This is a genomic window from Mycobacterium riyadhense (genome assembly GCF_963853645.1).
GTDB lineage: Bacteria > Actinomycetota > Actinomycetes > Mycobacteriales > Mycobacteriaceae > Mycobacterium > Mycobacterium riyadhense.
On record NZ_OY970456.1, the window covers coordinates 5,304,222 to 5,323,846 of the forward strand.

Below are 19,625 nucleotides of genomic sequence, written 5' to 3' on the forward strand. Positions count from 1 at the left end.
CCTTATCCCTCCTCGAGTTCGCGGGCGATCGCAGCGGCCACGTTTCCGCCGTCGACCCAGACGATCTGACCCGAAATATAGCTTGCTGCACCGCTATTCAGAAACAGCAGCACGGCCGCCTGCTCGGCCGGATCGGCGACCCGGCCCAGCGGCTTGGCGATGTCGTCGAGATACTCGGGCCCGTAGGCGCTGCGCAGCTGATCGAGGATCGGCGTTGCGGTGACGCCTGGACCGGTGCAATTGATCCGGATGCCGCGCGCGCCGAGATCGGTGACGCGGCGCATGGTGTAGAGAATGATTGCTTCTTTGGACAATTGGTAGCCGGCGCCCAGCACGTCCGGGTGGCGAACACACCACGCCACGCCGTCCCGCATCGTCGTCGTGTTCAGCAGCGGAGCGACCTGCCGCAGGTGTTCCCGGTACCCGGATGCCGCGAGCGACGACACGCTCACAATGGCCGAGCCAGCCCCCATTTTCGGAATCAGCGCCTCGGTGATATGCCGCAGGCCCAGAAAGTTGATTGTGACGACCCGCAGCGGATCGCCGATTCCCGAGGAGACACCGGCGACATTGAAGAGAGCGTCCACGTCGCCGTCGATGGCCACGACGGCGGCGTCGATCGAAGCCGGATCGGCGAGGTCAACCTCACGGAAGTCGTTGATCTCGACCGTCGGCCGGCGCTTGTCCAGCCCGACGACGTGCGCCCCGAACTCGGTGAGCTGGCGCACCACATATTCGCCGATGCCCGACGAGCATCCGGTCACCACGGCACGACGGCCGTCGTAGCGCCACAGTTCGTCGATCACTTCTGCTGCTGCTCCTTCAAGCGCTGCGCCGCCTGGACACGACCCTCGTTGATTTCCGCCATTGCTTCCGGAATCTCGCTGGCGGTGAACTTACCGCCGCGCCCGGTGGGCAGGCCTCCGAATGAGTAGTTTTCGTCGAACTGCGGTGCGCCAAAAGGTCGTGTTTCCGGTCGGCGCGCTTCGATCTTATCGATGACGGGCGCCAGCCTTGCGGACTTGTCGGCGACCGCCTTTTGGTCGCGCTCGATGAACTCGGGCAGCACCTCCTTGCCCATCAGCTCGATGGATTCCATCGTGCCCTCGTGACTGCGCGGGTTGAGCAGCAGGATGATTTCGTCGACGCCGCTGTCCTCGTAACCGCGCAGGAATTCGCGGACGGTGGCCGGTGAGCCGATCGCGCCACGTCCGGGGCCGTACGCCAGGGTCGGGTCCTTTTCGACCTCTTCGAGGTACCGCTTCCAGACGCCGGTGCGGCCCGGAGTGTGTATTCCGGTCATGTAGTAGTGCATGATTCCGAACGAGAAAAATCCGCCGCCCTGTCCAAGGCGTTCGAGGGCCTGCTCGTCGGTCTTGGCGACCATCATCGACAGGTCACCGCCGATGGCCAGGATATTGGGGTTGATCGCCGGCGTGACCGGGACGCCGTTCTCCTCAAGCTCCTTGTAGTAGCCGTTCACCCGCTCGGTAAGCGGGCCCGGACCGGTGTAGGCGAAACTCAGTGCTCCGATGCACTTTTGGGCCGCCATCTGAACGGTTGCCGGCCGGGTGCAGGCGACCCATACCGGTGGATGCGGCTTCTGCATCGGCTTGGGGATGACGTTGCGCGCCGGCATCTCGATGTGCTCGCCCTTGAATCCCGCGAACGGCTCTTCGATCATGCAACGGATCGCGACCTCGAGGGCCTCCTCCCACTGCACACGCTTGTCGGCGGGGTCGATGCAGAATCCCCCGAGTTCGCCGACGGAAGAAGACTCACCGGTGCCGAATTCGACGCGCCCATTGGACATCAGGTCGAGCGTGGCGATGCGTTCGGCCACCCGAGCCGGATGATTGACCGCCGGTGGCAGGTGCATGATGCCGAATCCGAGCCGAATGTTCTTGGTGCGTTGGCTGGCCCCGGCCAAGAACATCTCCGGCGCTGTGGAGTGACAGTATTCCTCCAAGAAGTGGTGCTCGGTGAGCCAGACGGTGGAAAAGCCGGCCTTGTCGGCCGCCTCAACCTCGTCGAGGCAGTCCTGCAGCAGGATCCGCTCGTCGTCGGGGGCCCAGGGCCGTGGCAGGGCGAATTCGTAGAACAGCGAAATTTTCATGAATGCCTCCCATGAGCATTACGGGTCCCGGTTGCCTGCTGTGCGGCAACGTGTTTGGCTGCGACAAAGCCAAAGGTCATGGCCGGGCCGATGGTGGCCCCGGCGCCGGCGTAGCTGCGGCCCATCACCGGCGCGGCGGTGTTACCCACGGCGTACAGGCCGCGCACCACGGTGTCGTCCGGCCGCAGTACCCGCGCGCAGTCGTCGGTGCGCAGACCACCGGATGTACCGAGGTCCCCCAACACAATTCGAAAGGCGTAGTACGGCGGCGTGCCGAGCGGGTAGAGGTTTGGGTTGGGCAGGGTCGGGTCGCCGTAGTAGTTGTCGTAGGCGCTGTCGCCGCGGTTGAAATCATCGTCGTGACCCTGGCGCGCCAGTTCGTTGAAGCGCGCGGCCGTCATCCGAAGTTGCCCTGCCGGCACGCCGATCCTGGCCGCGAGTTCGTCCCAATTCGATCCGGCCTTGACCACGCCCGACTCCAGCCAGGCCGCCGGTACCTTACGCCCGGTGGGCACCGGTGCCCCGGGAAGCTTTGGTATAGGCAGGTGGCCGGCGACAACATAGCGATTGAAGGACCGGTGATCGGTGATGAGCCAGCACGGGATGTGGGCTACTCCGGACTTCTGGCCGTCGATCATCGCGTGACCGAAATCCATGTACGGTGCGGCCTCGTTGATGAAACGCTTACCCGCGCCGTTGACGATGAACTGCGCCGGCATCATGCGTTCGTTGAGCATGAATTGCATTCGGCCGTCCGGCCATTGGATGGCTGGGAACCACCAGGCCTCGTCGAGGAGATCGGTTGCCGCGCCGACACGCTGGCCGGCGCGGATGCCGTCGCCCATGGCGGCGGGATTGCCGAAGCTCCAATCCTGATCTACCACGGGTTGATGCTCTTTGCGCCAGGCCAAGTCGTGGTCGAAACCCCCGGACGCCAGGATCACCCCACAGCGCGCACCGATTCGCTGCTCGCTGCCGTTGCGCTGCACTAGCGCGCCGGTCACCGATCCGTCGGCGTCGGTAAGTAGCTCGGCCATGGGCGAATCCAGCCACAGCGGGATGCCACGCTCTTTGATCGCCAGGCGCAGCCGCGCCACCAACGACTGTCCCATCGCCGCGATCCGCTCGTTGAAAACCCTTGCCCTGACCATTCGCCAGACCAGCTTCAGGAGCACAACTTTCCCGGCCCATGACTGCCGGATTCGGTAGAACGACCGTAGTTCCTTGGGCCCCAGCCAGATTCCCTTGGGCGCCAGCGCCAGCGGCGTCAGCAACGAATCCTCGTCGGAGCCCAGCTCGCGCAGATCGATGGGTGGAACATTGATCGTGCTGCCAAGTTCGGACGCTCCGGGTAATTCCGGATAGTAGTCGGCATAGCCGGGCTTCCACACGAACTCCAGCCACGGGCTGAGCCTTTCCAGGAAATCCAGCATTTGCGGCGCCGACGCGACGTATTGCCGTATGCGTGCTTGGCTGACGAGTCCGTCGGTGATCTGCCGTAGGTACGCCACAACGCCGTCCGGGTCGGGCGCACAGCCCGCTCTGCGCTGCGCCGGTGCCCCCGGTACCCAGATACCGCCACCCGACAGGGCCGTCGAACCGCCGAAGTAACTCGACTTTTCCACAACCAACACGTCGAGCCCGAACGCCGCCGCGGTCAGCGCGGCTGTCATGCCGCCGCCGCCGGAGCCGACCACGAGTACGTCCACAACCCGATCGAACTCGCTAACTTCGTCGAAGAGCTCAGCACTCATGCGATCGGCGCCGCCGTTCTGATCGCGAACCCGGCGATCAGGTCCGGGGCCTGCTTGTAGTAACGCACCGTGGTCTGGTATTGCCCCGCCGTCGCCAGGGCCGCGAAAGCGGCAACCCACGTGCGGATTTCATGGGCCGACGAGCCGCCCTCGTGCAGCACGAATGAGTTCGACCAGCTGTCGAGGTCGGCGAGGTGGCCTCCGTCGACGACTTCTAGGAAGTGCTGATCCCAGGCCGGGTTGAGGGACTGCAGGTCGCTATCTCCGACGACGAAGTTCTTGGCCGCGTCGATCACGGCGGTCTGGCGGGCCTGGCGCTGCTCGGCCGTCATCGCTTTGCCGTGCACGATGCGTTCTAGAACCGCCGGACCGGCTGTGTCCAGCGTCGGCACCGGCGGGCTATGCGAGAGACCCCCGGATCCGACCACCAGCACCCGACGTTCCAGGGCCGCCAAGAAGTTGCCCACCGCGGTGCCTAGTGCTCGGCACCGATGTAAGGGCCCCAGCGGCGCCGCGATCGCGTTGATGAAGATCGGGAGCACCGGGTGCGAAATCGCAGCGCCAAGCAGCTTCTCCAGCGGCTGGACCGTGCCGTGGTCCACGTCCATGCTGGCCGATACCGCGATATCGACACCCGCACCGAGCACGGCCTTAGCACAGTCCTCGGCAACGTCTTGGGGAACGTCGAGTGGACCAGCATAGGTGCCGTAGTCGCCGACACCGTTGGCGCGCAGGCCGATACAGAACGGCGGCATCACCTTGTAAAAGAATCCGTTGTAGTGATCCGGGGCAAAGATGACGACGAGTTCGGGGTCGTACTCGCTGACGAACTCTCGGGCCTGGGCGATGCCTGCATTCACGTCGTCAAGCAGATCCTGGGGTGGCCCCGGTAGATTCAGGAGCGGGCTGTGCGACATACAGCAAAGGGCCAGTGGCATTGTGGGATTCACCCCCTCCCGGAGTCAGCGCGAGCGCAGCGACTACCGACGCGCTCAACTCCGGCGCGAGCTGAGCGATACACGCGCCGGCGATAAACCGGTCCGGGCGCAGGAACAACACCGATTGTCGGTGGATGTCGAACCAGCTCTTGAGATCACCGGTGCGATCACCCACGATCGCGACATCGGGATCATCGTGTCCGGTCCAGTGCAACTGCACCAAGGGCCGGACGGCGACAAAACGCGCGCCCAGGTCTTTCCAGTGCGCAAACGCCGCATCGCCGAGGATATTGCGCGGGTTGTTGTTCCAGCACAGCACGGAAAACCAAGTGCCCAGCACGTCGTCCAGCAGGACGTTCTGCTGCGTCCGGGTATCGACCCGAGGCTGAATGAACAGCGTCCCGACCGGCGATCCCGGATCCCGGGGTCGCGTATGCGCTACCGCCCCACGCTCGTAACGCGGCATTGGCTTGAACCGCATCTCGAGCACATATCGCTTGAGCGAAGGCACAATTGACGCCGAGCGCACGACGAGGTCACGCGCGATAGTCACCCGACGGTTGGTGGGTGAGATCGCCCGACCCACCATGGTGGAAAGGTCGATCATCGCCCGCGCGTGCTTGCGGCGCTCGATGTCGTAGGTGTCCAGCAGTTCGTCGCCGGCGCCGGTCACCACCGCCGCCAGCTTCCAGCCCAAATTCGCCGCGTCCCGGATGCCGCTGTTGTATCCCTGCCCCTGCCACACCGGCATCAGGTGCGCGGCATCGCCGGCCAACAGCAGGCGTCCGCGGCGGAACGCGCCGGCGATCCGGGAGTGATGGGTATAGACCCGCCGCCGGATCACGTCGACTCGGTCGGGATGGGGTACCAGCCGCGCCAGCATCCGTGTCAAGAACGCCGGATCCTGCGCCTGCTCGTCGGACTCGTTGGCGTGAATCATGAACTCGAACCGGCGAATCCCGTGCGCGATCGAGATCGAGGCATACGGGCGTTCGGGGTCGGCACCGACCTCGCTGTTCGGATGACCGAGCGGATCGTTGGCGATGTCGACGACCAGCCACCGCGTCGACGAGGTCGTTCCGTCGAAGGACACCCCCATCATCCGTCGGGTGGTGCTGCGCCCGCCGTCGCAGCCGACAACATAACGTGCCCGCACGCTGGCTGTCCCGCCGTCTCCGCCGAGCTCGGCGGTGACCGCGTCGCCGTCGTCCCGGCACGCCGTCATCGGACGGCTCCACCACACCTCGACGTGTTCGAATCTGCGTACCCCAGCAAGCAATTCAGCATCGACGAGTGGCTGCACAAAGCCGTTTCGTTTCGGCCAGCCGAAACGAGCATCGGGCGGGGCCATTTCGGCAAGCACCCGGCCCTTGGCGTCGACGAAGCGCAGGATCTGGTTGGGCACGGTGTGCGGCAAGACCCGGTCGATCAGGCCGATCGACTGGAAGGTGCGCAACGCCTCGTCGTCCAGCCCAACCCCCCGCGGGTAGTCGACGAGCGTGGCACGCTCGTCGACCACCAACGTGCGAACATCGTGCAGGCCAAGGATGTTGGCCAACGTCAAACCCACCGGACCGGCGCCGACGACCAGTACGTCGACGTCTACACACTGCCCGGCGGAAACCATCACCGCCCCAGCAGGAAATCGAGATGCAGGCGATTAAAGGTCTTGGCGTCCTCATACTGCGGCCAGTGACCGCAACCCGGCATCAGCTCGAAGCGCGCTCCGGGAATCATCGAAGCGATGCGGCGGCCCTCGGGTACGTCGGCAGTCGGGTCGTGGCTGGTCCAGAGCACCAGCGTGGGTGCGGCGATGGCCCCATATTCCTCGGGGCCCAGCAAGTTTCGGGCCCGGATCTCCGGCTCCTGCAGCGCCATGATGTCGCGCATCGCCGCGACGAATCCCGGTTGCCGATAGATCCGCTGCCGGCTGGCAACCAAATCGTCGTAGTCCTTCGACTTGTCCGCCATCAGCCATTTGATCCGCGCCTGCACGGTCTCCCAGGTCGGGTTCTCGGCCGCGGCCATCGATAAGGTGATGATCCGCTGCATCACCTCCGGATCGGCCTGAGAGCCGCCGGCCGTGTTGAGCACCAGCCGGTCGATCACGTCCGGATGATCGACGGCGGCGCGGGCGGCCACCCAGCCGCCGAGGGACTCGCCGCTGAGGCTGATGCGATCCACCCCGATGGCGCGTACCACCGCCATCACGTGTTCGACATAGTGACGGATTTCCAGCGGATGGCCCGGCTTGTCCGTATAGCCGTGGCCCAGCATGTCGATCGACCAGGTCCAGAAATGCTCGGCGTGGGCGGCCAGATTTCGCACGTACGCTTCGGCGTGGCCGCCCGCGCCGTGTAATAGCACCAGCACCGGCGCCGTCGGATCACCGGCACGCAGGTAGCGGGTTCGGATCCCTCCAGCCAAGAGGTAGCCCTGCTCAAAGGGAACACCTTGGAGATCGCTCCACACGCTTTCGAAATCCGCCACGGTTCCTCTTTGGCGTCGCTTCCAGTGGTTGTGCTAATATCGCACTCTAATGTGCGTTATATATAGAGCTTCGCTCGCGCGTCCGGGTCTGTCAAGGCTGTGACAGGTTCACAGACGCTCGCTCGGGGTCTCACCGCGCTGCAGTTGGTAGCGGCCTCCCCGACGGGGCTCACCATGCAAGAAGTTGCCGACCACGTCGGTGTGCACCGGACCATCGCCTACCGACTGCTGTCGACGTTGACCCAGTTTCGGCTGGTTTCCAAAGGAGAGGACGGGCGGTACCGGCCGGCGGCCGGCCTGGCGGTTTTGGGAGCGTCCTTCGACCACAACCTGCGCCAAGTGTGTCTGCCGACGCTGCGCAGCCTGGCCGACGAGTTGGGCACCACCGTGTCCCTGCTGGTCGCCGAGGGCGACGAGCAGGTGGCGATCGCGGTGATCGTGCCGACCCAGGTCGCCTACCAGCTCGCCTTCCACGAAGGCAGCCGCTATCCGCTGGACCGCGGTGCCGCCGGGATCGCGCTGCTGTCGAGCATGCCCCCGCGTCCGGGGGAACGCGACCTGGTCGCCGCGGCTCGCGAACGCGGCTGGGTGATGACGCACGGCGAGATCGAGCCCAACACCTACGGCCTGGCCGTAGCCGTCCAACGACCCGCGCCGTCCCCGCCAACCTGCATCAACCTCATCTCCCACCGCGAAGACGTGGTGATGCGGGGCAAGGACGCCGTCATCGAGGCCGCAACTCGGTTGTCTGCGCTGCTGAGCTGAAGGGATACCAGGCATGTCGTGGGCCGATGCAAGCGATGTCTCCGATGTTTGCGATGTCATAGTGCTCGGCAGCGGCGGCGCTGGGCTCACCGCCGCGTTGTCGGCGGCGGCCGCCGGCGCTTCGGTGCGGGTGTATGAGAAAGCGCCGACCGTCGGCGGCACCACCGCCGTGTCGGGTGGCATCGTGTGGATCCCGGCCCATCACCGATGCCCCGACCGGGAGCTGACGGTGGCCGACGCGCTGCAGTATTTGCGCGCGCAGTCATTTGGTTCGATGGATGCGGCTCTGGTGGAAACATTCGTGCGGACCGGCCCGGCCATGCTCGACTTCGTCGAGGCACACAGCGGTGTGCGCTTCGAGATCGCCGCCGGCTTCCCCGACTACCAACCCGAGCTGCCCGGCGGACAGCCGACCGGTGGCCGGTCATTGAGCGCGGCTCCCTTTGACCTCAACCAACTCGGCGACTGGGCCGAGCGGATCACGTCGTTTCCCGCCGATTGGTCCAACGTCGGGTTCGACGCCGAGACCAGAGCCCGGTTACATGCCGATGTTGAAACAAGTTCAGACGAGCTGTGCGTGGCCGGCACCGCCCTGATCGCCGGGCTGTTAAAGGGTTTGCTGGACGCCGGGGTGACACCATGCACGAACGCGCGTGCCGAGGACCTGATCGTCGAGTCCGGCAAAGTCACCGGCGTCCGGATCGCCCACCTGGGACCCCAAGCGGGACACAGCATCAACGTCCGCGCCCGACGCGGCGTCATCCTGGCCACCGGCGGATTCGAATGGGATCCGGTTCTGGTGCAAGCCTTTCTTCGCGGTCCCATGCACGGCGCGGTCTCACCGCCGAACAACACCGGTGACGGGCTGCGCATGGCGATGGCGCACGGCGCCGATCTGGCCAACATGGGCGAAGCGTGGTGGGTCCCGATCGTACAAATCCCCGGCGACACCATCGACGGCAAGCAACGCAGTCGCAGCGTACGCCTGGAACGAACGCGGCCGCGAAGCATCATCGTCAACCAGGCCGGTCGGCGGTTCGTCAACGAAGCATGCGATTACAACTCGATGGCCGGCGCCTTCCACTACCTCGATCCCCGTAATGGATACGTCAACGATCGCGGTTGGATTGTCTTCGACTCGGTTCACCTGCAACGCTACGGATTTCTGGGCATCGCACCCGGGCAACAGGTTCCGGAATGGTTCTGTGAATCGGCCGACCTGGCCGAATTGGCCGTCAAGACCGGGATCGACGCCGACGGCCTGCACCGCACGATCGAGCAATGGAACCGCGATGTCGCGATCGGCGCTGATCCCGAATTCGGGCGCGGCTCTAGTGCATACGACGGCTACTGGGGCGACGACCGCGCTACCACCCTAGCCGGAAAGACCCTCGGCCCCATCGACAGCGCCCCCTACTTCGCGGTGCCGGTCTGTGTGGGCGCGATGGGCACCAAGGGCGGGCCACGCACCGACCGTGAGGGCCGCGTCTTCCATGTCAGCGGCGAGCTCCTACCCGGGCTGTACGCCGCGGGCAACGCGATGGCTGGGATAACCGGCCGGGCCTACGGCGGAGCCGGCGGAACCATTGGTCCGGCAATGGTTTTCGGTTACCGCGCCGGCTATGCCGCGGCCTCCGGAAGGTCGATTGATCAGGGGACTCACACCCGATCCAGTCAGGCGCTGAGGGGCAATTCGACGCAGACATGAGTGCCGGCGGGTGTATCCAAAAAAACGAATGCCCCACCAGCGGCGTCAACGCGCGCCCGATGCGAAGCCAGGCCAATATGTCCCTCCCCCAGGCGGCGCGCCATGGTTTCCCCGGTGATGCCCACACCGTCGTCGGCCACATCCAAAACGCATCTCCCATCGGTAAGCCCTAAGGTGACTGATGCATTGGTCGCCCGCGAATGCCGCACCACGTTGGACAGCAGCTCCCGAGCCACACCGAACACGATGGGATCGATGGCATCACGAACCGGGTAGTCGATGTCGCTGGTGATCTTGATGCCCGACCGGGTAGCGGTGAACGTGACCAGCTGCTGCACCGCTGCACCCAACCCAACCTGCTCGAGAACGGCGGGATGCAACTCAAACGTGGCCTGGCGTAGTCGCTCCGACGCACTCTGCAATCCCGCCAACGCCCGGCCCACTCGCTCATCGCCGGGCGACGCGGTGTCCAACTCGATGAGCTCCTGGCGCGCCGCCAACACGTCTTGCAGTGGCCCATCGTGAATGGACTCCGAAATCCGCCGCTGCAACACCTCCGATGCCGTCATCGTCTGGGCCAGCAACTCCTCCCGTAGCGCACTCAACCCGGCGACCGAGCGAGCATGTCGCTCTTCGATGCGGACCACCACCAATGCCGTACCGCAGAGGAACGCGTAGAGCAGGAATCGGAAAATGCCTTCGGGCCACCCGATCGCACGCACCATAGCCGGGTCTTGAAGCACCGCCACCGCGAATCCGACGAGCGTGAAGGCCAGCACCACCGCCGCGCGCCGCGACGACACATCGAGGCCAACCAGCACCGGCAACAAGGTCATGATCAGCAGCGGGTAGATCCCGTCAGTGGACATCAGCTGAAAGCCGGTCAAGGCCAACACGTCGATGGCGGTGAAAGCAAAGGGCTCATACCGGCTCATACCGGCCAACGGACCCAGTCGAACCCATCGCCGGAATGGGGTAAACGCCAACAGTACGGCGCACAGTGCAGCGAACGCGTACAAGCCAATCAACGTGGTCTGCGCGGGCCATTCAGCCCGGTGTGTGCCCACGACCATGGCGGCGGACATCAGCGTCACGACACCGATTCGCAGCACCGAAGCGATGCGGTAGGAGCGCAACTGATGCACCTTACGCACCCGATCCAGTTCCACGTCGCTGGTCATCACCACAGGAACACCGTACTCATCACGAACCGTGGCAATGGTCCCTTCGGAGCAAACTTTCAACATACGCATGACACGAGTCCGGCGATTGTTGATGGCTCTTTGCGAGCAAGCGGCTAAACTCGTCGCCATGGTCGGCGCTGCGACGCCCGAGAAAGTGCGTGTGGTGGTCGGCGATGATCACCCGCTGTTCCGCGAGGGCGTGGTGCGAGCGCTTTCGTTGAGTGGCTCGGTGAACGTTGTCGGCGAGGCAGATGATGGCGCGGCGGCCTTGGAGTTGATCAAGGCGCATCAGCCCGACGTCGCGTTGCTCGACTACCGAATGCCCGGCATGGACGGCGCACAAGTGGCGGCGGCGGTGCGGAGTTACGAGTTGCCGACCCGGGTGCTGCTGATTTCGGCGCATGACGAATCGGCCATCGTGTACCAGGCCCTCCAACAGGGGGCCGCCGGATTTCTGCTGAAAGATTCGACGCGCACCGAGATCGTCAAGGCGGTGCTCGATTGCGCCAAGGGCCGCGATGTCGTGGCGCCCTCGCTGGTGGGAGGCCTTGCCGGAGAAATCCGCCAACGCGCGGCACCTATGGCTCCGGTGCTGAGCGCACGCGAGCGTGAGGTGCTCAACCGTATCGCTCGCGGCCAAAGCATCCCCGCGATCGCGGCCGAGCTGTATGTGGCGCCGTCGACGGTCAAGACCCATGTGCAACGCCTATACGAGAAGCTCGGTGTCAGCGATCGCGCTGCGGCGGTCGCCGAGGCGATGCGGCAGGGGCTGCTCGACTAGCGGTTCGGCGGCCGATTCGACGGCTACGCGGCAGCGGTACTGGACATGGCGTGCGAACACTTCGGCCTGTTCAGGAGTGTCTCCCCGACACACGACGTACGCGGCGTGGGTCATTGCGGCATGCAGGTTGCCCGTCGAGTCCCCGCTACGCAACGCAATCTGGACCTCCACTACGCCGGGCAAGTTAAGAAAGTACTCCTCGTCGGGCATGTCGGCGATCACACCCGAACCGCTGACCGGTATGGCTGCCCACGCGAACGCACCCGGGACCCCGGGCGCGGAGTCGGGCCGGCGCCCGCCCACCTGGTCGGCCAGTAACTCCAAGTTGTCGACGCCCCGACTGAGCTGCAGAATCCGCGGTATCAACAATCCGCCGGGTCGGGCGGCGAACTCGCCTACCAGCCATCGGCCCGCTCGGTCGCGAAATACCTCGCAGTGCCCGAATCCGTGGGTGACGCCCAAGGCCGACACAGCCGCGCGGGTCAGTTCGCCTACTGCGGTCGCCTCGGCAGAACTTGGATCCAGCAACACCGATCCGTAAGCATGGTTGGCGAGGACCGGATTGAAGTAGCGGCCAACCAGGCAATGCACTTCCGCGCCTTCATGGAGCAGCAGCTCGCAGTGGTACTCGGCGTCGACGTCGACAAAGCGCTCGACATGGTAGCCAACCCGTTGTCCGTCGGCCGCAAGCGAGGTCGATCGGATCCATTCCGGGAGAGTTCCGGGTGGGCCGAAGGCTCCGGCGGCCGCCAGTTGGTCGAAATTGCCCCGATTGACCCGATGGGTGTTGATGGTGCCGAAGCCGTGACGCGGTTTGACGACGATGTCGTCGTCCGTTTCGTATAGGAAATCCCGGATCTGCTGCAGGTCGTGGACCACGCGGTGCTCGGCGACCGGGACACCCGCCGCGGCCAGGCGCTTCTTCATTATCGATTTGTCGGTGCACGCCACCGCGGTCTTGTGATCCGGCCCGGGCAGGCCCAGCAGGTCCCTGAGGAAAGCGGCGGCGCGGATGCAGGGCTCGTCGATCGTGGCGACGGCGGTCACGTTGAGCGTCTCGAATTCGGCTGCGAGGCGGGCGAGCGCGGTGTAATCGTCGAAGTGATCGACGGTTCTGATCGGGTAGCCGGGATTGGTGGACTCCCGCGGCTCGCGCACGCTTTCTGGAATCAATGCGATGATCTGTTCACCACGCGTGGCAAAAAAATCCTCCAGCCGCGGACGGTATGCGGACAAAATGACGATCACGATGGTGATCCTTTCGGCGCGAGAACTGCAGTTGGTGGACGGTCGGCGGTGCTGTCAGGCGTCGTCAGCGAGTTCGTAAAAGCCCTCGCCGTCGAGGTAGCGCAGCGTTGCAAGGTCGCGAAGCAACACTTCGTCGATCGCATGCATCAACGTCAGCGAGATGGGGTAGGTGCTGTCGTCGATCGTGCGGTGAAGTTGCTGTCCGGGCTTGACCAAAAGCCGCATGTCGCAAAAGCTTTCCAATTCTTTGATGGCCTCCAGCCCCCGGTAGCCGGCCAGCACGCCGCTACGCGGCGCGACCATCAGCGCCCAGGCGACATTGCGCGCAAGCTCATAGGGGCGGCCGTGGCGTTGCTTGAATCGGTCGGGATTGATGTAGGCATCCACCATCCATTCGGTCTGGGATTCACCGACTGCCATGGCGGTGTAGCCGGGCAGGTCCTGACCCGCGACCCGCGCGCCGACTTCGATCAGGCAGGGCCCGTCGGGAGTCATCTTGATTTCGATATGGCCTGCGCCGTACCGGATGTCGAGGGCATCGAGCACGTCGAGGGCATAGGGGACGAGCTGATCTTGGATTTCGCCGGTGGACGGCAGGATCTGGCACGCCACCACGAGGTCGGCCACTCCGTTGGCACTGATGCGGTGTGTCTTCCAGATGTCGCACACGTGGTGCAGACCATCGCGGCTCACGGTGTTGACCAGATACTCCGCGCCGATCAAGTATTCCTGCGCCACCACACCGTCATTGGGCAGGTTGACCACGTTCTCCCTGCCGTTGAGTCGGCGAAAGGCCAGGAGGGAGTCCTCGGGCGTGGGACACCAGGTGACTCCGTCGTTGGCCGCGCTGCGCAGTGGTTTGAGGATGGCCATGCCGCCCAGTTGGGCGTGCCAGTCCCGAAGCTGGTCTTCGCTGCGCACTTTGATTTGTCGTGCTCCGCGCAGACCGCAGTCCTTGATCCGCTCGATCATGAGGTATTTGTCGCGCCGCGCCGCGCTAAGAGCGGTGCCGTTGGTTGGTGCCCCGGTCAATGGGTGCAGGGCCTCGCTGAGTGCATCGGCGAATTCGACGCCGTGGTCGCAGCCCGCGATGACCGCGACCGGACGAAACGGCAATACGTCGCTTACCGTTTCGTCCAACGAGCCGCGATACATGAACTCGAATTCGAAGGGAAACGGATCCGGACAATTGCGGTAGAGCTTGGGCGTCTCGGGTGTGCTCTGCACCCTGATGGGGAGATAGCCGGCGGCCTGGAACGCCGGCGCAAGCCGTGACGCCGACGGCCCATAGGTATCCACCAAGACGACGTAGCCCCTAGTGTTTTCGTGCGGTGGATGGTTCACTGCGCGGTCCACCCACCGTCGACAGCAAGGGCTTGCCCGGTGATGTACGCGGCTTCGTCGGAGGCCAGCCAAACCACGGCGTTGGCCACATCCTCGGGGTTGCCGAGTCTTCCCATCGGGATGTGGGACAGGTAGAACTCGTCGGCTTGAGGTCCCCGCTCGGCCTTGGCTTGGACCAACATCGGAGTCAGGACGGGCCCCGGGCAGACCGCGTTGACCCGGATCCCTTCGGTCGCGTGATCGATGGCGGCCGCGCGGGTGAGCCCGACCACACCGTGCTTACTGGCGGTGTACGGCGCGGATTGGTAATAGCCGACGACGCCAGCAACCGATGCGACGTTGACGATCGCTCCGCCGGAATCGGTTCGCATGTGGGCGATCTGGTGCTTCATCGACAGCCACACTCCCTGCAGGTTGGTATCGACGATGTGCTTCCACTGGTCGAGTGAGTAGCCGTCGCTGGCCCGGCCGGCTCCCGGCACCCCGGCGTTGTTGCACGCGACGTTCAATGCGCCATGACGATCAACGATCGTGGCGACGAGTCGCGCCACCTCTTCTTCGTGGACGGTGTTGGCCTGGAGCGCTTCGGCCCTGCCCCCGTGGGTCGCGATGAGGGACACGGTTTCCTGCAAGGGTTCGAGCGTGCGTCCGGAGACGATCACCACCGCACCTTCTCGGGCGAATCGGCAGGCCGTCGCCCGGCCTATGCCACTGCCGCCACCGGTGACCAGGACGACCTTGCCGGCATGAAGGTTGCTCATGTGTGGTCGCACGCGTCGATTCGGGAGCGCTTCATTTGCGTCGCCAGCAGCTGCTGGGCGGCCCGCACAATCGTGTCGCCGCGGCTCAGAACCGCCGACTCCAGGTGCGGGCTGGCCGGATACGGCACGGCCAGCGCGCCGACCCGCGCTACTGGGGCGCGCAAGTCATCGAATGCCTGCTCGGCGATGACCGCGGCGATCTCGGCGGTGGGCCCGTACCGCAGCCAGGTCTCAGCGGCCACCACAACGCGGCCCGTCTTGCGGGCCGAGGCAACCAGTGTCTCGGTGTCCAGCGGACGCAGGGAGCGCACATCGACCACTTCGGCGCGCACGCCGCACGCCGAGAGGCTGGCGGCAGCATCGAGGGCATGGCGCACCATCCCCGACATCGCGATGATGGTGATATCGGCGCCTTCGTGGAGCACTCGTGCGGTTCCCAGCGGCGTGACATGCTCCCCTTCGGGAACCAAGTCTTCGGTGCCGTATAAACCTTTGTGTTCAAACACCATAACGGGATCGTCGGATCGAATCGCCGCGGTCAGCAACCCTTTCGCGTCGGCGGCGTCGCTGGGCAGCACGGTGTGGACGCCGGGCAGGTGGGCTGTCCACTGCTCCAGTGATTTCGAGTGCTGGGGACCCGCACCGTTGCCCGGGCCGCCTTGTGTGCGCACCACCAGCGGAACGTTGACGGTTCCACGTGAGATGAAGGGATACACCGCCGCGGCGTTGGCCAAGGTGTCGAGGGCCAGGCAGAGAAAGTCGCTGTACATGATCTCCACAACCGGGCGCAGTCCGGCCATGGCCATTCCGATTGCGGCACCCACAATTCCGTTCTCTGAGATCGGGGTGTCGACCACCCGCCTGGGACCGAATTCGTCTAGCAATCCTTTGGTCGCACCGAAGATCCCACCGTAGACCGCAACGTCTTCGCCGAGCACGACCACCCGTTCGTCACGTCGCATCTCCTGGCGTAGCGCGTCGTTGAGCGCTTCGGCATAGGTCATGGGTGTCATCGGATTCACGTCACGAACTCCTTCATCCGTCCCATTTGCGTGCGGTTTCAACCAGTTCCGCCGCATCCGGCCACGGACTGGCCTTGGCGAAGGCGACCGCCTCCGCCACCAGCCGCCGTGCCTCCCGCTCGACTTCATCCACCTGCTCGGCGGGGACGCCGGCAGCGATCAAGCGTCGTTGGGTCACTACCAAGGGATCCGGCCACTCGTCAGCCTCGGCGGGCTCGCGGTACCCTCCCCGATCAGCGCCGGAGAACACCGCGTTGCGGTAGGTGACGGCTTCGACCAAAGTAGGCCCGCCTCCGGCGCGCGCTCGCTGCACCGCTTCGCCGACACAGTCCCGAACCGCTTCGACGTCGTTGCCGTCGACCTGTACGCCCGGCATCCCATAACCAGAAGCGCGTCGATACAACTGGGTTTCTCGCACGTGTTGGTCCAGGCGCACGCTGAGCGCATACCGGTTGTTCTCCACAAAGATCACCACCGGCAACTGCCATAGCGCGGCCATGTTCGCGGCCTCGTTGAAGGCACCCGAGTTCACCGCGCCATCCCCGGTGACACACAGCGTGACGCGGCCGTCCTCGGCCAGCAACTGCGAATAGGCGTGTCCGACCGCAAGCAGCAGTGAATGGCCGACAATGCCCGAGGGGGCGAGCAGCCCGTACTCCGGATCGGTGATGAGCATGTGGCCACCCCGGCCGCCGCACTGGCCATCGGCTCGGCCCATCATCTCCGCGATGGTCGGGCCCAGCGGTAGCCCAAGACCGACGTATTGGGCGTGCGGGCGATGGGTTGCGGTGGTGACATCGCCCCTGCGCAACGCCGCGGTGGCCCCGATGCCCGCCGCCTCTTGACCGAACCCGACGTGCATGGGTCCCTTGATCAAGCCCTCAACACGCAACTCTTCCAGAGCCACATCGAGCAGGCGCAACACCCACATGCGGCGATACAGTTCCATCCGATCGGGCACCACTGTTACCGACGCCGCACTGGCACATGTCATTGCGCAGCTCCTGACTCGTCAAGGACGACGCACCGGTGGGGCGTTGGCCGACATCCGACGCGTGATAGCGATCATCGCCGTTGTGGTAATGAGCCGTACAGTAGGGACGTTTAGCTGGCCAAACCACCTCTGATCGGTCCGAAATTGGGGGGACGGCCCTACCCCTGATTGGGGGACACGAAAAGGGTCGACGATTTGCCGGCATGCACCGAAGGCTCAGCGCTTCAGTGGCAATTCCACCAACACATGGGTGCCCGCGGGCGGATCCAGAAATACGAACGCTCCGCCGGCGGCGTCGACACGTGCCCGCTGCGATGCCAGGCCGATGTGCCCCTCACCCAATCGGCGCGCCATGATGTCACCGGCGATGCCCACACCGTCGTCGGCCACATCCAAAACGCAGTTCCCATTGGCGATCCCGAGAGTGACGGACGCATGTTTGGCCTGCGAATGATGCACCACATTGGACAGCAACTCGCGCACCACACCGAACATGATGTTGTCGATCGCACTGCGGATTGGGTAATCGATATCGGTATTGATGTCGATGCCCGACTGCTGCGCGCCAAATGCGGCCAGCTGTTGTACCGCAGCGCCCAATCCAACCTGCTCGAGAACCGCCGGATGCAGCTCGAATGTCGCCTGTCGCAGCCGGTCCGACGCACTCTGCAGGGCCACCAACGCGCGTTCCACTCGCTCATCGCCGGGGGCTGCGGTATCCAACTCGACCAGCTCCTGGCGGGCGAGCAACACGTCTTGCAGCGGTCCGTCGTGAATGGCCTCCGAAATCCGGCGCTGCAGCAACTCCGTTGCCGTCATCGTTTGGGCAAGCAACGCCTCTCGCATAGCGCTCAGGTCCGCGACGGATCGGACACGCCGCTCCTCGATGCGGACCACCACCATCGCTATGCAGCACAGGAACGCATAGAGCCCAAAAAGTAAGGCTGTATCCGGCCAGCCAATCGCGCGCACCACCAGGCGGTCCTGAACCCCGGCGATAGTGAACCCAATGACGGTGACGGTCAGCACCACGGCCGCTCGTCGCGACGACACATCAAGGCCAACCAGCACCGGCAACAGGGTCATGATCAGCAACGGATAGATCCCATCGCGGGACAGCAACTGAAACCCCGTCAGCACCACCACGTCGATGATGGTGAAAACGAATGGCTCCAACCGGCCCACCTCGATCCAACGGCTCATCCCGATCAGACGAAACGGCGCAAATGCCAATACCAGGGCAGCCAGCGCAGCGAACGAGTAGAAGGCGACCAAAGCGATTTGGCTGGGCCACTCGTATCGCGGTGAGCTGACCAGCATCGCACCCACGATGAACGCCACAACACCGATGCGCAGCACCGCAACGATCCGATAGGAGCGCAACTGGTGAATCTTGCGCACCCGATCTAGGTCCACGTCGCTGGCGATCACCACGGGAACACCGTACTCATGGCGTCTTCCGCCGGGCGCGCCGCGGCCGGCCAGGGTACGACCGCTCGAGACGCCCCGGGGTGGGGTACGAACCTGCCCGCGGCCACCGTGTCCGGCTTTAGAACCGGGTCTCCGCCTGGCCATCCGGCTCGCCTGGTGTTCGGCTGAGTCCACCAAGGTCATTGCGGTCGGCCTGCGGCCTGGCCTTGGCGTACGCCACTGCGTCAGCCACCAGGCGGCGCGCCGTTCGCTCCACCTCGTCGAGCCGACGACGGGTGGCGCCGGCGGCAATCAGCCGCCTTCGGGTGAAGATCAATGGATCGAGGAACTGCTCGGACCCGGAAAGGTCGCGATAGCCGCCACGATCGGATCCCGAGAAATCGGTCGTCCGGTAGGTGATGGCTTGGACTAACGTGGGGCCTCCGCCAGTGCGGGCTCGGTCCACCGCTATGGCAACAGTTTCGCGGACCGCTTGGACATCGTTGCCGTCGACCGACACCCCCGGCATCCCGTAGCCTGCCGCCTTGCGGTATAGCTGGGCATCTCGGGCATGGCTGCCCGATCGCACGCTCAACGCATCTCGGATGTTCTCGACGAGAATCACTACCGGAAGTTGCCACACCACTGCCACGTTGGCGGCATCGTTGAACGCGGCGGAGTCCACATCGCCATCTCCGGCGACACATAACGTGACCCGGCCGTTATCGTCCAGCCACTGCGTGTAGCCATACCCGATCGCCAACAACGGCGATTGCTCCACGACGCGTGGGGGCGACGGAAGCCCGTCCATGCCACCGGTGCGACCCATCATTTCCGCGATCAACGGGCCAAGTTGATTACCACGACCGACGTGCTGGGCGTGCGGACGATGGGTGGTGATGGCAACGTCACCCTCGTTCAGCCCTGCGGTGGCACCAATAGCCACTGCCTCCTGGCCGAACGCGGTTTGCATCTGTCGGCTGATCAGGCCTTCGCCGCGCAATTGTTCCAACGCCATGTCAAGCAGGCGCAGTACCCACATTCGGCGATACAACTCCAGGTGATCAAGCAGCGACACAGCCGACCGCACACTTGCGCAAGTCATTCGTC

At 64.8% G+C, this 19,625-nt stretch carries 17 protein-coding genes; 3 read left to right on the forward strand and 14 right to left on the reverse strand.

Annotated features, from left to right (window positions below):
- Positions 1 to 2 precede the first annotated feature (2 nt).
- From AADZ78_RS23360 to AADZ78_RS23385, 6 genes are read right to left on the reverse strand one after another with little or no spacing between them, the layout of a single operon-like run.
- Positions 3 to 806 (reverse strand): coniferyl-alcohol dehydrogenase, encoded by an 804-nt coding sequence (locus AADZ78_RS23360; RefSeq protein WP_085250613.1) that lies wholly within the window; start codon positions 804 to 806, stop codon positions 3 to 5.
- The gene (locus AADZ78_RS23365) at positions 803 to 2,116 is read right to left on the reverse strand and encodes an LLM class flavin-dependent oxidoreductase (protein ID WP_085250612.1); all 1,314 of its coding nucleotides are present in this window, start codon (positions 2,114 to 2,116) and stop codon (positions 803 to 805) included. The genes AADZ78_RS23360 and AADZ78_RS23365 overlap by 4 nt, the downstream gene beginning before the upstream one ends.
- Positions 2,113 to 3,870 (reverse strand): FAD-binding protein, encoded by a 1,758-nt coding sequence (locus tag AADZ78_RS23370; RefSeq protein ID WP_085250611.1) that lies wholly within the window; start codon positions 3,868 to 3,870, stop codon positions 2,113 to 2,115. The genes AADZ78_RS23365 and AADZ78_RS23370 overlap by 4 nt, the downstream gene beginning before the upstream one ends.
- Positions 3,867 to 4,787, reverse strand: coding sequence for a 3-carboxyethylcatechol 2,3-dioxygenase (locus AADZ78_RS23375; RefSeq protein ID WP_239655049.1), 921 nt, complete (start codon positions 4,785 to 4,787; stop codon positions 3,867 to 3,869). Before AADZ78_RS23375 ends, AADZ78_RS23370 begins: the two co-directional genes overlap by 4 nt.
- Positions 4,735 to 6,435, reverse strand: a complete 1,701-nt coding sequence (locus tag AADZ78_RS23380; RefSeq protein WP_085250609.1) for a bifunctional 3-(3-hydroxy-phenyl)propionate/3-hydroxycinnamic acid hydroxylase — start codon at positions 6,433 to 6,435, stop codon at positions 4,735 to 4,737. The genes AADZ78_RS23375 and AADZ78_RS23380 overlap by 53 nt, the downstream gene beginning before the upstream one ends.
- Positions 6,435 to 7,298, reverse strand: a complete 864-nt coding sequence (locus AADZ78_RS23385) for an alpha/beta fold hydrolase (protein WP_085250608.1) — start codon at positions 7,296 to 7,298, stop codon at positions 6,435 to 6,437. Before AADZ78_RS23385 ends, AADZ78_RS23380 begins: the two co-directional genes overlap by 1 nt.
- A gap of 99 nt (positions 7,299 to 7,397) precedes the next feature.
- On the opposite strand from AADZ78_RS23385, the gene AADZ78_RS23390 reads away from it, so the two are divergent.
- Positions 7,398 to 8,063 carry an IclR family transcriptional regulator gene (locus AADZ78_RS23390; protein ID WP_085250607.1) on the forward strand — a complete coding sequence of 222 codons (666 nt, stop codon included), beginning with the start codon at positions 7,398 to 7,400 and terminating at the stop codon, positions 8,061 to 8,063.
- Between the two features lie 13 nt (positions 8,064 to 8,076).
- Positions 8,077 to 9,771: an FAD-dependent oxidoreductase gene (locus AADZ78_RS23395; RefSeq protein ID WP_085250606.1), complete on the forward strand. Its 1,695-nt coding sequence runs from the start codon at positions 8,077 to 8,079 to the stop codon at positions 9,769 to 9,771.
- Here AADZ78_RS23395 and AADZ78_RS23400 read toward each other — a convergent pair.
- Positions 9,738 to 10,952, reverse strand: coding sequence for a sensor histidine kinase (locus AADZ78_RS23400; RefSeq protein ID WP_276062981.1), 1,215 nt, complete (start codon positions 10,950 to 10,952; stop codon positions 9,738 to 9,740). The genes AADZ78_RS23395 and AADZ78_RS23400 overlap by 34 nt on opposite strands.
- A gap of 130 nt (positions 10,953 to 11,082) precedes the next feature.
- On the opposite strand from AADZ78_RS23400, the gene narL reads away from it, so the two are divergent.
- Positions 11,083 to 11,736 carry a two-component system response regulator NarL gene (gene narL / locus AADZ78_RS23405; protein ID WP_085250604.1) on the forward strand — a complete coding sequence of 218 codons (654 nt, stop codon included), beginning with the start codon at positions 11,083 to 11,085 and terminating at the stop codon, positions 11,734 to 11,736.
- Here the strand turns inward: narL and AADZ78_RS23410 are convergent.
- The 7 genes from AADZ78_RS23410 to AADZ78_RS23440 all read right to left on the reverse strand — a co-directional run bounded on the left by AADZ78_RS23410 (position 11,662) and on the right by AADZ78_RS23440 (position 19,620).
- Positions 11,662 to 12,984, reverse strand: a complete 1,323-nt coding sequence (locus AADZ78_RS23410; RefSeq protein ID WP_085250603.1) for a hypothetical protein — start codon at positions 12,982 to 12,984, stop codon at positions 11,662 to 11,664. The two genes, narL and AADZ78_RS23410, sit on opposite strands and share 75 nt — an antisense overlap.
- A 54-nt stretch (positions 12,985 to 13,038) precedes the next feature.
- Entirely contained in the window at positions 13,039 to 14,328 is a 1,290-nt protein-coding gene (locus AADZ78_RS23415; RefSeq protein ID WP_085250711.1) for an ATP-grasp domain-containing protein, read from the reverse strand.
- Positions 14,325 to 15,089 (reverse strand): SDR family NAD(P)-dependent oxidoreductase, encoded by a 765-nt coding sequence (locus AADZ78_RS23420; RefSeq protein WP_085250602.1) that lies wholly within the window; start codon positions 15,087 to 15,089, stop codon positions 14,325 to 14,327. Before AADZ78_RS23420 ends, AADZ78_RS23415 begins: the two co-directional genes overlap by 4 nt.
- Positions 15,086 to 16,102 (reverse strand): alpha-ketoacid dehydrogenase subunit beta, encoded by a 1,017-nt coding sequence (locus AADZ78_RS23425; RefSeq protein ID WP_085250710.1) that lies wholly within the window; start codon positions 16,100 to 16,102, stop codon positions 15,086 to 15,088. The genes AADZ78_RS23420 and AADZ78_RS23425 overlap by 4 nt, the downstream gene beginning before the upstream one ends.
- Before the next feature lie 22 nt (positions 16,103 to 16,124).
- On the reverse strand, positions 16,125 to 17,105 hold the full coding sequence (locus tag AADZ78_RS23430; RefSeq protein WP_085250601.1) for a thiamine pyrophosphate-dependent dehydrogenase E1 component subunit alpha: 981 nt from the start codon (positions 17,103 to 17,105) through the stop codon (positions 16,125 to 16,127).
- Positions 17,106 to 17,321: 216 nt separating this feature from the next.
- Entirely contained in the window at positions 17,322 to 18,539 is a 1,218-nt protein-coding gene (locus AADZ78_RS23435) for a sensor histidine kinase (protein ID WP_085250600.1), read from the reverse strand.
- A gap of 115 nt (positions 18,540 to 18,654) precedes the next feature.
- The gene (locus AADZ78_RS23440) at positions 18,655 to 19,620 is read right to left on the reverse strand and encodes a thiamine pyrophosphate-dependent dehydrogenase E1 component subunit alpha (protein WP_085250599.1); all 966 of its coding nucleotides are present in this window, start codon (positions 19,618 to 19,620) and stop codon (positions 18,655 to 18,657) included.
- Positions 19,621 to 19,625: the final 5 nt, after the last annotated feature.

Coding starts and splice junctions, on each gene's coding strand:
- AADZ78_RS23365 (WP_085250612.1), bottom strand. CDS start 2,116: ATGAAAATTTCGCTGTTCTACGAATTCGCCCTGCCACGGCCCTGGGCC.
- AADZ78_RS23370 (WP_085250611.1), bottom strand. CDS start 3,870: ATGAGTGCTGAGCTCTTCGACGAAGTTAGCGAGTTCGATCGGGTTGTG.
- AADZ78_RS23375 (WP_239655049.1), bottom strand. CDS start 4,787: ATGTCGCACAGCCCGCTCCTGAATCTACCGGGGCCACCCCAGGATCTG.
- AADZ78_RS23380 (WP_085250609.1), bottom strand. CDS start 6,435: ATGGTTTCCGCCGGGCAGTGTGTAGACGTCGACGTACTGGTCGTCGGC.
- AADZ78_RS23395 (WP_085250606.1), top strand. CDS start 8,077: ATGTCGTGGGCCGATGCAAGCGATGTCTCCGATGTTTGCGATGTCATA.
- AADZ78_RS23400 (WP_276062981.1), bottom strand. CDS start 10,952: ATGACCAGCGACGTGGAACTGGATCGGGTGCGTAAGGTGCATCAGTTG.
- narL (WP_085250604.1), top strand. CDS start 11,083: ATGGTCGGCGCTGCGACGCCCGAGAAAGTGCGTGTGGTGGTCGGCGAT.
- AADZ78_RS23420 (WP_085250602.1), bottom strand. CDS start 15,089: ATGAGCAACCTTCATGCCGGCAAGGTCGTCCTGGTCACCGGTGGCGGC.
- AADZ78_RS23425 (WP_085250710.1), bottom strand. CDS start 16,102: ATGACACCCATGACCTATGCCGAAGCGCTCAACGACGCGCTACGCCAG.
- AADZ78_RS23430 (WP_085250601.1), bottom strand. CDS start 17,105: ATGACATGTGCCAGTGCGGCGTCGGTAACAGTGGTGCCCGATCGGATG.
- AADZ78_RS23440 (WP_085250599.1), bottom strand. CDS start 19,620: ATGACTTGCGCAAGTGTGCGGTCGGCTGTGTCGCTGCTTGATCACCTG.